Annotated in this window: 10 protein-coding genes and 1 pseudogene; 8 read left to right on the forward strand and 3 right to left on the reverse strand. The window is 61.7% G+C overall.

Annotated features, from left to right (window positions below; translation table 11 throughout):
* The 5 genes from ACOXXX_RS19500 to ACOXXX_RS19520 all read left to right on the forward strand — a co-directional run.
* Window positions 1-1903, forward strand: a 1903-nt coding sequence (locus ACOXXX_RS19500; RefSeq protein WP_422828296.1) for a bifunctional 5-dehydro-2-deoxygluconokinase/5-dehydro-2-deoxyphosphogluconate aldolase, incomplete at its 5' end; no start/stop codon positions are given.
* Window positions 1900-3732: a 3D-(3,5/4)-trihydroxycyclohexane-1,2-dione acylhydrolase (decyclizing) gene (gene iolD / locus ACOXXX_RS19505; protein ID WP_422828297.1), complete on the forward strand. Its 1833-nt coding sequence runs from the start codon at window positions 1900-1902 to the stop codon at window positions 3730-3732. The genes ACOXXX_RS19500 and iolD, both read left to right, overlap by 4 nt.
* A complete protein-coding gene (gene iolE / locus ACOXXX_RS19510; RefSeq protein WP_422828298.1) occupies window positions 3732-4637 on the forward strand; it encodes a myo-inosose-2 dehydratase in 906 nt (301 codons plus the stop codon). The genes iolD and iolE overlap by 1 nt, the downstream gene beginning before the upstream one ends.
* Before the next feature lie 5 nt (window positions 4638-4642).
* Window positions 4643-5449, forward strand: a complete 807-nt coding sequence (iolB, locus tag ACOXXX_RS19515; RefSeq protein WP_422828299.1) for a 5-deoxy-glucuronate isomerase — start codon at window positions 4643-4645, stop codon at window positions 5447-5449.
* A gap of 1 nt (window position 5450) precedes the next feature.
* Window positions 5451-6230, forward strand: coding sequence for a TIM barrel protein (locus tag ACOXXX_RS19520; RefSeq protein WP_422828300.1), 780 nt, complete (start codon window positions 5451-5453; stop codon window positions 6228-6230).
* On the opposite strand, the gene ACOXXX_RS19525 is transcribed toward ACOXXX_RS19520, so the two are convergent.
* The gene (locus ACOXXX_RS19525) at window positions 6227-7186 is read right to left on the reverse strand and encodes an IS481 family transposase (protein ID WP_422828301.1); all 960 of its coding nucleotides are present in this window, start codon (window positions 7184-7186) and stop codon (window positions 6227-6229) included. The two genes, ACOXXX_RS19520 and ACOXXX_RS19525, sit on opposite strands and share 4 nt — an antisense overlap.
* Before the next feature lie 124 nt (window positions 7187-7310).
* Here ACOXXX_RS19525 and ACOXXX_RS19530 point away from each other — a divergent pair.
* Window positions 7311-8111: pseudogene (locus ACOXXX_RS19530) on the forward strand (IS5 family transposase).
* Window positions 8112-8576: 465 nt separating this feature from the next.
* On the forward strand, window positions 8577-9977 hold the full coding sequence (locus ACOXXX_RS19535; protein WP_422828302.1) for a fused MFS/spermidine synthase: 1401 nt from the start codon (window positions 8577-8579) through the stop codon (window positions 9975-9977).
* 304 nt (window positions 9978-10281) lie between these two features.
* On the opposite strand, the gene ACOXXX_RS19540 is transcribed toward ACOXXX_RS19535, so the two are convergent.
* A complete protein-coding gene (locus ACOXXX_RS19540) occupies window positions 10282-11139 on the reverse strand; it encodes an alpha/beta fold hydrolase (RefSeq protein WP_422828303.1) in 858 nt (285 codons plus the stop codon).
* Between the two features lie 77 nt (window positions 11140-11216).
* Between ACOXXX_RS19540 and ACOXXX_RS19545 the strand changes: the two genes are divergently transcribed.
* Window positions 11217-12773, forward strand: coding sequence for a winged helix-turn-helix domain-containing protein (locus tag ACOXXX_RS19545; RefSeq protein ID WP_422828304.1), 1557 nt, complete (start codon window positions 11217-11219; stop codon window positions 12771-12773).
* Between the two features lie 392 nt (window positions 12774-13165).
* Here ACOXXX_RS19545 and ACOXXX_RS19550 read toward each other — a convergent pair whose 3' ends face one another.
* Window positions 13166-13837, reverse strand: coding sequence for a hypothetical protein (locus ACOXXX_RS19550; protein ID WP_422828305.1), 672 nt, complete (start codon window positions 13835-13837; stop codon window positions 13166-13168).
* Between the last annotated feature and the right edge of the window lie 494 nt (window positions 13838-14331).

Consider the following 14331-nt stretch of genomic DNA (forward strand, 5'->3'; position numbering starts at 1 on the left):
CCTTGATCTGATCACCATTGGCCGGTCTTCGGTCGATCTTTACGGCGCGCAGATTGGCGGGCGGCTTGAGGATATGGGGTCGTTCGACAAATACATCGGCGGCTCGCCCACCAACATCGCCTGCGGCACCGCGCGGCTGGGGCTGAAATCGGGGCTGATAACCGGCGTGGGTGACGAGCACATGGGGCGGTTCATACGCGAGCAGTTGGGGCGCGAAGGGGTCGACACCCGCGGCGTCAAGACGGACCCGGACCGGCTGACCGCGCTGGTACTGCTGGGCATCCGCGATCAGGACAGCTTTCCATTGATCTTCTATCGCGAAAACTGCGCGGACATGGGGCTGACCGAGGACGATATCGACCCCGACTACATCCGCTCTGCCCGGGCGGTGGTGGCCACCGGCACGCATCTGAGCCACCCCGAGGTCGAGGCCGCGACGATCAAGGCGCTCGAAATCGCGCGGGCGAACGGGCAGCAGACCGCGCTCGACATCGACTACCGCCCGAACCTGTGGGGCGTGGCGGGACATGGCGACGGCGAAAGCCGGTTTGTGGAAAGCGCGGCGGTCACGGCGAAATTGCAGTCGACGCTGCATCTGTTCGATCTGATCGTCGGCACCGAAGAGGAGTTCCACATCGCCGGCGGCAGCACCGACACCATTGCCGCCTTGCGTGCGGTCCGGGCCGTGTCGGGCGCGACGCTGGTGTGCAAGCGCGGGGCGGCGGGCGCGGTGGCCTTCACCGGCGATATCCCCGACAGCCTCGACGATGGCCAGGCCGGGCCGGGGTTTCCCATCGAGGTCTTCAACGTGCTGGGGGCCGGCGACGGGTTCATGTCCGGCCTGCTGAAAGGCTGGCTCGACGGGGCGGACTGGCCCACGGCGCTGAAATACGCCAATGCCTGCGGTGCCTTCGCGGTCAGCCGTCATGGCTGCACCCCGGCTTACCCGAGTTGGGATGAGCTCCAGTTCTTCTTTGAACGCGGGATCAAGCGGCCAGACCTGCGCAACGATGCCGAGCTGGAACAGGTGCACTGGGCCACCAACCGGCATGGCGACTGGTCTTCGGTCAAGACCTTCGCCTTTGACCACCGCCTTCAGCTTGAAGAGATGGAGGGTTACACGCCGGAAAAGGGCGGGAAATTCAAGGAACTGTGCCTCGATGCGGCTTTGAAAGTTCAGAATGGCCAGCCCGGCTACGGCATTCTTTGCGACAACCGGATCGGGCGCAGTGCCCTGCACCGGGCCACCGGCAGCGGCCTTTGGATCGGTCGCCCGACCGAGCTTCCGGGGTCTCGACCCATCGCGTTCGAGCCGGACCTGGGCGACGATCTGGGCGGATTGCGCGAATGGGCGCGGGAAAACGTCGTCAAGCTGCTGGTCTTCTGCCACCCCGATGACGACGACAAGACCGCCAAGATGCAGATCGCGCGGGTCAAGCGGCTCTTTACCGCCGCGCGGCGCAACGGGCTGGAATTCCTGCTGGAAATCATCCCGTCGAAGGTCGGCCCGGTCGATGATGACACGTCAGCAACGCTGATCCAGAGCTTCTATGACGCGGGCGTCTTTCCCGACTGGTGGAAGCTGGAGCCGTTCAAGACCGAAGCCGCCTGGGCCAGTGCCGTCGCCGCCATCGAACGCAACGACCCACGCACGCGCGGGATCGTGGTGCTGGGGCTGGACGCGCCCGAGGAAGAGCTTGCCGCCTCTTTCGCGCTGGCCGCCCGGCAACCGCTGGTCAAGGGATTCGCCGTGGGACGCACGATCTTCGGCGATGCGGCGCGCGCCTGGATGCAGGGGCAGTTGAACGATCGCGCAGCCGTCGATCAGATGGCCGAGAACTATCAGCGCCTTTGCGAGATTTGGGACAAGGCCCGCAAACGGGCCATGGAGGATGCCGCATGAGTAAGACAATCCGACTGACCGCTGCGCAGGCCATGATGCGCTACATCGCGGCCCAACTGACCGAAGAGGCAGAGCCCTTCATCGCGGGCTGCTGGGCCATCTTCGGCCACGGCAATGTCGCTGGTATTGGCGAGGCACTTTATGCCAGCCGCGACGCAGTGCCGACCTATCGCGGGCACAATGAACAGACCATGGCGCATGCCGCCATTGCCTACTCGAAGCAGCTGCGCCGTAAACGCGCGATGATGGTGACGTCATCCATCGGACCGGGCGCCACGAATATGGTCACGGCAGCAGGTCTGGCCCATGTGAACCGCTTGCCCGTGCTTCTGGTGCCCGGCGATGTTTTTGCGAACCGGGGTCCGGACCCCGTTCTGCAACAGATCGAGGATTTCGGCGACGGAACCGTATCGGTCAACGACGCCTTCAAGCCCGTCAGCCGCTACTTCGACCGGATCACGCGACCGGAACAGCTTCTGACCGCCCTCCCCCGCGCCTTCCGCACAATGACAGACCCGGCGGACTGCGGTCCGGTCACTCTGGCATTTTGTCAGGATGTCCAAGCCGAAGCCTTCGACTACCCAGTCAGTTTCTTCGAACCGAAGATCTGGTATCGGCGCCGCGTTCGCCCGGACGACGGCGAACTTGCGCGCGTGGCCGACGTGCTCAAGGGTGCCAAATGTCCGGTGATTGTTGCCGGCGGCGGCGTGCACTACGCCGAGGCGACCGAAGCCCTGAAGGACTTTGCCGAAGCCCACAACATCCCGGTGGCCGAGACGCAAGCGGGGAAATCGGCCCTGCCCTGGGATCATCCGCTGAACCTTGGCCCCGTAGGCGTGACCGGTGGAGAACCTGCCAATGAGGTCTGCGCTCGGGCGGACGTGATCCTTGGCGTCGGCACGCGTTTTCAGGACTTTACGACCGGGTCCTGGGGGCTTTTTGCGAATCCTGAACGGCGCATCGTCAGCCTGAATGTTGCGGCCCATGATGCGGCCAAACACGGCGCTATGCCGTTGATGGCGGACGCTCGTGTCGGATTGGAGGAGTTGGGTACCGCGCTTTCCGAGGCGCGCTTTGAGGGGGACGCGCAGCCGCTGAAATCCGATTGGTTCGTCAAGGTCGATCCGCTGACAGAAGCCCCCGGCGAGGGCAATGCGCTGCCGACCGACATGCAGGTGATCGGCGCCGTGCAGCGGACAGCCGGAGAGAACACCGTCGCCATGTGCGCGGCAGGCACCATGCCCGGCGAATTGCACAAGCTCTGGAAGGCAGGCCGCCCTGGGTCCTACCATATGGAATACGGGTTCAGCTGCATGGGTTACGAGATCGCAGGTGCCATGGGGATCAAGATGGCCGAACCGGAGCGGGATGTGATCTGCTTTACCGGCGACGGCACTTACATGATGGCCAATTCCGAGATGGCGACGGCGGCGATGATGGGCATCAGCTTTACCGTCGTTGTCACAGACAACCGCGGTTACGGTTGCATCAATCGCTTGCAGATGGGCTGCGGCGGAGCGGAGTTCAACAATCTGCTCGATCATGCGATCGGCGGTGAAAACTCCAATATCGACTTTGCCAAGCACGCCGAAGCGATGGGGGCGACCTCGGTCAAGGTTGCCTCGATTGCCGAACTGGAAGAAGCGCTCTCCACGCGGGACACCATCACGGGCCCCTTTGTTATCGTCATCGATACCGACCCATATCCGTCCACCGAACCGGGCGGAACCTGGTGGGACGTTGGCGTTCCGCAGGTTTCCGAGCGCGCCGAAGTGAACGCTGCGCATGAGAAATACACCGAAAACAAGCAAAAACAGCGAGCAGACTGATGAGTGTAAAGATCGGTATTTCCCTGATCGCCTGGCAGAACGACGATCTGCCTGAACTGACCAAGGACTTCACAACCGAAGGTGCGATGGAGGATGCGTCGCGGATTGGGTATTCCGGCGTCGAACGCGGCCGACGTATGCCTGCCGACACCGAGGGTCTTCGCGCTTATCTGGACCGGTATGGCGTGGCGCTTTGTGGAGGCTGGTGCTCGGGTGATCTGATGCGCCTGTCGCTCGCCGATGAAAAAGAGGCGATCCGCGGGCAAGTCGAACAATTCGCCGCCCTCAATGCACCCTGCATCGTCTATGCCGAATGTTCGAACACCATTCAGGGCAATTGCGACCAACCCGTGAGCCAGCGTCCCAAGCTGACGCGGGATGAGGTCATGGCATATGGCAAAGAGTTGTCCGAACTTGCCAAGTGGTCGAAGGATAAGGGCGTCGTGCTCAGCTATCACCACCATATGGGTGCGATGGTGCAGGACGCCGAAGACATCGACTGGCTGATGGAAGGCTCGTCCGAGGACCTGACGCTGCTCTACGATACTGGGCATCTGCATTTTGCCGGGGCTGATCCCGTCGCGGTTCTCGACAAGTGGGGCCATCGCGTCCACCACGTCCACTTCAAGGACGTGCGCCAGCCCGTGCTTGATTGGGTGCGCGCCGAGGACAAGAGCTTTCTCGACGGGGTTGCGGCCGGCGTTTATTCGGTCCCGGGTGATCCCGAGGGGTGCATCGACTTCCAGACCATCACCGACCGGCTGAAAGCGATGAACTATTCTGGCTGGATCGTCGTCGAGGCGGAACAGGACCCCGCCAAGGCCCCGCCCTTCGAATATTCCAAGATCGGGTTCGACCACATTACGAAAATCTGCGGCCGCTCCGGCATCGAAATCGAGAGGTAGCGTGCATGCCCGATCTTCTGATGAAACCCTTCGGCACCCGTGGCAAGGTACACCAGATCACCCCTGAAAGCGCGGGCTGGCGCTATGTGGGCTTCTCGCTCTATCGCCTGCGTGCGGGCGACAGGGCGGCCGAGGCAACGGGGGATCGCGAGGTGATCCTTGTCATGGTCGAAGGCAAGGCCGCGATCACCGGTGCGGGACAGGACTGGGGCGTGCTGGGCGACCGGATGGATGTGTTCGAAAAGACCCCGCCGCATTGCCTCTACCTGCCGAATGGCAGCGACTGGCAGGCGGTGGCGGAAACCGACTGCGTGCTGGCGGTGTGCAGCGCACCGGGCCACGGCGGACACCCGGCGCGCCGCATCGGCCCCGACGGCATCACCCTGACCGAACGCGGCAAGGGCACCAACACCCGCCACATCAACAACATCGCGATGGAGAACGAGGATTACGCCGACAGCCTGCTGGTGACCGAGGTCTTTACCCCCGCGGGCCACTGGTCGTCCTACCCCAGCCACCGGCACGACGAGGATGACTTCCCGCGTATCACCTACCTGGAAGAAACCTACTACCACCGACTGAACCCGGCCTCGGGGTTCGGCATCCAGCGGGTTTACACCGACGACGGAGGGCTTGACGAAACCATGGCGGTGTCGGACGGCGATGTCGTCCTTGTGCCGCGTGGCCACCACCCCTGCGGCGCGCCATACGGGTTCGAGATGTATTATTTGAACGTCATGGCCGGCCCGCAGCGCAAGTGGCGCTTCGTGCCAGCACCAGAGGTCGAATGGATTATGGAACGGGACGCCTAAGATGACTGCACCTTTTCAACTCGCCGCCTGCGCAGAGATGCTTTGGCAGAACAAACCGATCGCCTGGCGTGCAGCGAAGCTTCACGAGATAGGCTTTGGCGTCGGTCTTTGGAACTGGCCCGAATGGGACCTGGACGCGCTGGAGAAAACCGGGGCGAACTTCACCATCATGAACGGTTATCTCGAAGGGCGGCTGACCGACGACGACGGCGCAGACATGCTGCTGAAATCGGCGCGTGAGACGGCGCAGGTCGGCAAGCGGCTGGGTGTTGATCGGCTGAACCTGCATGGCACCGGGCTTGGCGATGGTGGCATCCCGATCCCACGCCACGGCACGTTTGCACCGGGGATGGAACTCCGCGCCCGTGACACGCTCAACCGCATCTGTGACATGGCCGAGGAAGAGGGCGTGACGTTCACGCTGGAAAACCTGAACCCGCTGGACCACCCGGGCTGCCCGTTCGGATCGACCGAAGCCGTTCTGTCCCTCGTGTCCGCCGTCAACCGCCCTCAGCTCAGGATCAACCTCGACCTCTACCATACCCAGATCGGAGAAGGAGATCTCATCCGCTGGTGCGAAGCCTGCCTGCCTTGGATCGGCGAGGTTCAGGTCGCAGACAATCCGGGCCGCTGTGAGCCGGGAACCGGAGAGATCAACTATGCGGCGGTTGCGCAGACGCTTTCGCAGCTTGGATATTCCGGTCCTGTCGGCATGGAAGCCTTTGCAAAAGGTGACGAGATCGCAGCGCTGCAAGCCTTCAGAGACGCCTTTACGGTCTAGGTGTTCAGTCCCGGCATCTGGTGGATCGGGTTTAAGATGAATCTGTCCGGCTCTGATGTCCAGATCTTGCAGATGTATTCGTAAGGAGTGAGTCCGTTGAGGGTCTTGAGCCGACGCGCGAAGTTGTATGCTGCCATGAAGTCTGTGAGGTGCGTTCGCAGCTGATCATGGCTGTCGTAGTGGAAGCGCTTTACAGTGGCTTCCTTGATCGTGCGGTTCATCCGTTCGACCTGTCCGTTGGTCCAGGGATGGTTGGGTTTGGTCAGTCGGTGCTCAATCCCGTTTGCCTCACAGATCATGTCAAAGCGCATCGGCCGTGAATACGCGGTGTTCCGGTTCCGTGGCTGCTCGGCGAACTGAATGCCATTGTCGGTTAGAATGGTGTGGACCTGATATGGCACGGCTTCGAGCATGTATTGGAGAAACTCCCAAGCCGTCTTTCTGTCTGCCTTCTCGACAAGCTGGGTCACAGCAAACTTGCTCGTGCGGTCGATGCCGACGAACAGGAAGAGCTTTCCTTCAGCAGTCTGCACTTCGGCGATGTCTATGTGGAAGAAGCCGATCGGGTAGCGTTTGAACTTCGACCGCTTCGGCTTGTCGCCCTCGATGTCAGGCAGGCGTGAGATGCCATGCCGCTGTAGACACCGGTGCAGCGCTGAGCGTGTCAGGTGTGGGATGGACGGCTGAAGGGCATACAGGCAGTCATCAAGCGGCAGCAGCGTGTGGCGCCGAAACGCGACGATGGCCGCCTCTTCGCCCTCGGTGAGGACCGTCGAACGTGGCTCCTTTGGGCCAGTCTTGAGATCATCGACCGTCTGCCGTTTGCGCCACTTCGCAACCGTCTTGGGATTGATGCCGAGCTCCCGGCTCAACGTCGCGAGCGAAGCTTGCGATCGCTGTATTGCTGCTCTGACGGCGTACGTGGTCGTGGCGCTTCCGTGACGAACTTGTCCCATAGGGTATCCTTCCATTCCTTCGAAAGGATCACACCATCAAACCCTGGGATCAAACATCTAGGGTCAGGATGCATTGGTTTTCAAAGCGCTAAGTGATTCACGGCCCGGAAAACGGAGCGGTGACATGAGCGACCTTTTCTGGCTGACCGACGAGCAGATGGCCAAGCTTTCCCCCTTTCTTCCCCAAGTCCCACGGCAAGCCTCGGGTCGACGACAAACGGGTCTTGAGCGGGATTATCTTCATAAATCGCAATGGCTTGCGCTGGCGCGACGCGCCTGAAGCCTACGGGCCGCACAAGACGCTGTACAGCCGGTGGAAGCGCTGGAGCGAGAAAGGCATCTTCGCCAGGATGATGGTCGGCCTGGCTGCCGGACACCGCGAAGAAAGGACCGTGATGATCGACGCGACCTACCTGAAGGCACACCGCACCGCGACCAGCATGGCCGCGAAGTTCGGAGGATCAGAAAACGATCCAGTGGATCGTTTTCCCGACGGACGGGGCGTGGTCGTCTGATCGGTCGAACCAAGGGCGGCATGAATACCAAACTGCATGCGATCTGCGACAGCCAAGGGCGACCGCTCAGCCTGTTCGTCACCGCCGGGCAGGTCAGCGACTACATCGGCGCGCGGGCGCTGCTGAGCAACCTGCCCAAGGTCGACTGGCTGCTCGGCGATCGCGGTTATGACGCCGACTGGTTCCGAGACGCGTTGAAAGACAAAGGGATACGCGCCGGTATCCCAGGCCGAAAGCAGCGCACGACGAAGGTGAAATATGACAAGCGCCGATACAAACGGCGCAACCGAATCGAGATTATGTTCGGTAGGCTCAAGGATTGGCGGCGCGTGGCGACACGCTATGACCGCTGTCCCAAGGTCTTCCTCTCAGCCATCGCCCTCGCTGCAACCGTCATCTACTGGTTATGAATCCTGATCCTAATGGGGAACGAGTCAGAAGCTCCAAGGTATTCGACGATTGAAGCGATCGGCCCAGAGTCGGAACTTGGACTCACCTTCAAGATGCTGCCGCCGCAGCTCGCTTTGCCGACATTCGCTGCGAGCGCGATGTGTGGCGCCAGCTGAACTCACAGATCGCGGAAAGGTTGACAGCCGACACATCGTTTCCTCGATTTCGCTTGACCTGCCCCCTGCATGCCCCTCCGTCATCACGACAGCCTGCAAACTGGTGCTATCCTCACCTGCACACTTGTAAAAATGCCCATCAGCCCCGCTGGTCCGCGAAGACATGATTTCTGGGAAAAGCCTGCTAATTCATGGGATCATGTTCATGGGATCATGCGAGGGCAGTAGCGCTCAGCTGCCCCTAAAAACGAAAAGGAGGCCGCCATTCGCTTTTCAGTCACCATCGCCCTCATCCTCGTTCTGTCCGCCGTGGGGCTGACCTACGAGATTGCCGCGGGCCGCGTGCTGGCGCCTTTCTTCGGCACATCGCTGCTGAGCTGGACGACCGTGATCGCGACCGTTCTGGGCGGGTTTTCTTTGGGCAGCGCCCTTGGTGGGGTCGTGGCGGAACGGCCTCGTGCCGTCGCGTTGCGCAATGTCCGCAGCGCGCTTGTCGCGACGGCGGTGCTGATGACCGTATCGCCAACGCTGCTCGGTCTGATGCATTCCTGGGGCGCGCGCGGCACCGATGGAATGATGCTCAGCGTGTTCCTCGTGTTCTTTCCAGCCTCTGTCTGTGTGACTCTGCCGTCGCCCTTGCTTGCGAAACTCGCAATTGAGGCGCGGCCGGGCCGGGAAGGATCGTCGCTGGGTTTCGTGCTGGCCGCAGGGTCGGTCGGGGCGATCATCGGGGCCATCCTCGCCGGGTTCGTGACCTTGCCCCTGATTGGCTCAACGGCGACCTTCGCCGCCTGCGGAGCTGTGGCGCTGCTCTGTCTGCCCTTTCTGCGCGGCGGCCAGTGGGGCAGTCCCAGTGTAACCATCGCGGCGGTGGGCTTTGTCGCCTTTGCGGGTCTCGCCGGATCCCCGGCCTGCCAATACGAATCCGGTCTGTCCTGCCTGCATGTCGTCCAGCGCGGCCCGGAGATACGCCTTGTCTCGGACGGCACATTGCAAGCCGCCGAGCGCGTCGCGCCAGTTGAGTCCGACGATGGCACGGTCGGACTTGTCCTGAGCTATACCGAGTGGCTCTGGGCGCGCATGGATCGCGATCTGGGGCCGGAGGCATCGGTTCTGTTCGTGGGTGGCGGTGGCTACACGCTGCCCACAAAGCTGCTCGCGTCGCGGCCAAAGGCACAGGCGGTGGCCGTGGAGATCGACCCGCTGGTGACACAGGTGGTGCGTGTGCATATGCCGGCCGCCGCGGAAATGATCGCGCAGCAAGGCTATGACGCATCAGAATATGAAGTCGCCGACGGTCAGCTCGGCATCGTTCATGCCGACGGCCGGGTCTACCTCAACGAAACCGGTCAACGCTTCGACGCTGCCGTGATGGATGCGTTCTCCTCCGGCTCGGTCCCGGCGCATCTGGTCACGCGTGAGGCCTTCGCCCGCCTGAGGGAGATCGTCGATGGCCCAGTCTATGTGAACCTTTTGGATAAACCCGACGGCCCCCTCGCGCGCGGCGTCCATGCGATCCTGCGGGAGCATTATCCGCACGTTGAGACCGTTCAGGGTCATGTGAACGCGCGGGGCCAAACCAATATCCTCTTGGCGGCCTCCCTGCAACCGTTTGAGCCTCTGGACATTTTGCCAGACGGCTACGGCTCCACACAAATCTCCGACGCTCGCGTCTTCACCGATAATCGCGGTTGGGTCGGGCATCGGTAAATCAGACGAGCTAACCGGTGCAATCGGCCCAACGCAGCCGTCGATTGGCTGGTCCTGATGCTGCGGTAGCAGCCCGCTTTGCGGTCATTCGCTGCAGGCGCATAATCTGAGTTTGGGTGAACCTACAGATCACAGGACTTTGCGGATTTTCGCTGTGGCGGCCCGGGCGGCAGCTAGCGGCCTGGGCCGGACATTCGGTCCCCCACCGTTCGCGGCACTGTAGCTACGTTTGCTCTAGCGGCATTGAGGTGCGAGCAACTACTCACCGAAGCTGAGCGTCTGTTGAGACGCCCAGCCGAGCCAATCACTGGCTCACAAATGATACCAGCGAGCCAGCCAAATCTTTAGGGGCGCTGTAGGGGCCATCGTGACCGAAGCCCTCGAAGGTCTCCAGCGTCGCGTCCGGCAGGCAGTCTGTCAGCGCCTCCGACATCAGCGAGTATCGTTCATGGGTCTCGCTTCCCTTGATGACGAGAGTCGGGATGTCGATAACAGAGAGCTCGCCGCAGGTGACCTGAAGGCCTGGCGGTGCGGCGAACTGGATCGGCAATGTGCGACCGTTCAGCTTCCATATGGACTGCCAGTCGGCCGGCTCGCTGTTTGCTTGTCCCTCGTCCCACTTAAACACGACTTCGACAAACCGCATCGCCGCCGCCTCGGTGTCGCCCTCCTTCAGCAACGCCCCCGCGGGTGCGAAGCGCGACATCAAGTCCTTGGTCGCCGTTTCGGCTTCAGGGCCTTCGAGAAGCGATGCGATGACCGGTTCGTAGTGGACCATGGACCGGAACAGTTCGGGCCGCTCTAACGCCGCCTTGATGCCGATCTCTCCGCTATAGGACCATGTGACCAGGTCAACCGCGCCGACATCCAGATCCTCGATGACGGCTACAAGATCATCGACATGTGTGTCGATAGAGAAGCTGTCGCCATCATCCGGCCAGTCGGCCTCGCCGAAATAGCGCATATCATAGGCGACTGTCCGAATATCTCCGGGCATGGCATCGCGCACCGGCTCCCACACGCGGTGGTCCGAGATAGACCCATGCAAGAATAGCATCACGGGCCCCTCGCCATCCGAGACCGTCTTAAGGTCTGTCTCAGCGCAGAGCCCGGTTCCGGCGGCGAGCGCCGCCACCGTCACTAGAAGTATTGCAGGCTGCATATTATCCTCCTTTCAGAACATTAGTCCTGAAATATTGCCTGCTGCCTGTCCCGCGTCCCGAAAGTCGGTCCGAAATTATGCCGAAACTGCCCGAAATCTTCGCCCGCCGCGCATCGATGCCAACCTTCAAGGGCGCAACCATCGACGCGGTGCGTCGCGGCGTGATAGCTTCGGACGGAACGTTCACGCCTCTCCGCCCGAAGTCTTTTGACGTGCTGATTGCACTGGCGGAACGGGCCCCTCGAGCGGTGTCGAAAAACGATCTCTTCGACGCCGTCTGGCCTGCACAGGCCGTGACCGAAGACAGCCTTACGCAATGCGTCGGTGACATCCGACGCGCGCTCGATGATAGAAACAAAACCATCATTGAGACGATCCCGCGGATTGGGTTTCGGCTGATCCCTGATCGCCATCCGGCCGACCAGTCGTCGAAACTTGCGGTACTGGCCGCAGCTGTCTTCGCGATCGCCCTTATCGGGGCGGCCCTGGTGCTGCGCGAGCCAGCCACCGAGGCCGAGCCAACCACTATAGCCATTTCATCGGATGCCGGTACCGCGGGCCTCGCTGCGGACCTAGGGCACGCGATCGACCGATACGGGAGCCTTACCCGGGTGGCGCAGGAGGCCCGCTTCGACCTCGACCTGTCGTCCACTCCAACACATCGGATCCTGGCCGACGTTACGGATCGCACGACGGGACGGATCATTTTCACGAAAACCTACGAGACCGGTGACGGACTTGCACCGCGCATAGCGGCGCGGCTCGCGTCTCCTTTGAACGGAGAGATCGCCCGCGTTCTTTTCGATGCTTCGGAAACCAAACCGGTCGAGAACCTGTCTCCGCTGGAATGCTACCTTATTAGCTATCAGCTTCAGGGAAACCAGAACAATGATCGCATCGCTTCGCGGTCTGCGGCATGCCTGTCCGCACTCATCGAGGTGAACCCTCGCGATGCACGGGCGCTGGCGCTGCAGGGCGCGCTTTATGCGCAGCAGTACTGGTGGGGTGTCGGTCTGGACGAGCCGGCGCGTTCGAATCCGGACTTTCGCAGGGGTCTGGCCGAAAAAGCGCTTGTCTCGGTCCAGAAAGCGGAAGCGGTGCAGCCGCCGCTGGACGCCGCCACTTACTATGCGATGGCACGCGCGTATTACGCGAACTGCTTGCGCGAACAGACCCTAACGGCGGCGCGCCGAGCGCTGGAGATCAATCCCGACGATCCCAACATCCTCGGCGGCGTCGGCAACTGGACTGCCTATGTCGGAAATTGGGAGGACGGCGCAGCACTGGCGGCGCGGGCCATCGACCTTGCGCCGCAGGGCTACGCCCGCTGGTGGTACTGGCCAATCGGCAAATCGGCGTGGATCGCAGGAGACTATGAGGCTGCACTCGATGGCTTCATGCACGCGTACGACGAGAACCTGTGGCTCAGCCATCTTCAACTCGCCTACACCCTGCCGTTCCTGGATCGACTGCCGGAAGCCCGGCGCGCCGTCTCGCGGTTACACGAACTCAAACCCGGCTTTACACGAGCGGACGCACGCTATGCATACGTACGCTGGTGTTTCCCAGAAAGCTTCATCGCAAAAATGGATCAGGCGCTGGACCTGGCGGGCTTGCCCGAAATGCCTGATTGAAGCTGTACAAGGATAAACGCACCGCCTCCGCAGTTTTGACCCTAGGGGCTTAAGTCCCAACGCCTGCATAATCTCGCCGGGCTTGAGCTTTTGCGCGACCTCGGTCTCATCAAATCTCTGAAGTGCCCGAGGCAGCGGGATAGCTCTGACCATCGTGTCGCACATCGGGGTGGCCGGGGCAGGATGATGCGGATTTACATCTTGATCCGCGCTGTTGCGGCTGCCTCCGCAGCGATGCGCGTCTCAAGGGCCGAAAAATGCTCGATCAACGCGCCTGATCAGGTGAACCTGAGGACAAATGTGATGCGAGTGGGGGAAGTCGGCTTAAGATAGCTCCCAAAAAGCAAACCGGGGGCAGATGCCCCCGGTCTCTTTTCCTGTGCTGCAACGTCTTATCCGTTGGCGGAACTGATCGCCCGGCCCCAGTTGGTGTCGCCGATCTTTGCCACCGTGATCGACACCTTGTCGCCGCTCCGGAACCCGCCCAAATCGGTTTTGCTGGTGGTGCCCATGTCGAACTTGTAGACTTGGCCGTCTTCCAGGGTGACGGTATGCATTGCCTGGTCGACGGATTTCACGACACCGGTCACTTCGGCCGAATGGTACGGCGCAATCGCGTGGCCGACAGCCATGTCACCTTCGCTGCTCGCGACGATGCTGACCTCATCGCCGACCCTGTAGCCACCCAGATCGGTGCGTTTGCTGGACCCGTTGTCAAAGGTGTAGGTGACGCCATTGTCCAGGGTGACCGACTTCATCGCCTCGTCCACTGCGGCGACCTTTCCGGTCACATGAGCGGAGAAGTCCGGTGCGATGGACCGGGCATGATGTGTCTGCCCAACCATATCCCAGTTGATGGCAACGGCATCGCCGACCTGAAAGCCAACGAGCGCCTCATGGGCCTTGGTCATGTCGTCGAAGCTGTAGGTGACCCCATCGGACAGCGTCACCGTCCGGGCCGTGTCATCCAGCGATTGAATTGTGCCGACGCTCTGTTCGGCCGAAGCGAAGCCTGCGCCAAAAACGGCTGCGGCGATTACGAGTGAGAAGATGGAGGTACGCATTTGATTCATTCCTTGTATTTTCCGCCATCCGGCAGAGGTTGCGAACCGGGTCTCTCGTTGCCTGGGCAGGGCATCTGCCGTCGGTCGGGACCGGATGAAGCCTTTACACCACCCACAGCTTTCGCCGGATTGGTCCGATTTTTACATTTCTGACAGAATTCGGTTGTTTTCCGGAACAATCGGAAAAACCCGGCGCGGCGTTGCCCCGGATGGGTCGCTCACATCGCTGCGGACGAGTCGAACGGCAAGGAACGAAGCCGCCAAATCCCGCCAAATCCCGCGCGGTCCGGCGCCAGCGCCCCTAACCGCAGCGGATCCGGCACGCCATCAGGCATCGAGCCTGGAAGTGACGGTGTATGTGGGGGAGAGGAAACGATCGGGAAAATTCCGACTGCAGGACAATTGTAAGCGGTGCGCCGCCCCCACACACTAAAGAAGCCTCTGACTCGCAGATCAGGCGTCTGCTCGAAAGTGTGGGGGCGGCGCACCGCTTA

The sequence above is a fragment of the Thalassococcus sp. BH17M4-6 genome (genome assembly GCF_049323015.1).
Classification (GTDB): domain Bacteria; phylum Pseudomonadota; class Alphaproteobacteria; order Rhodobacterales; family Rhodobacteraceae; genus Puniceibacterium.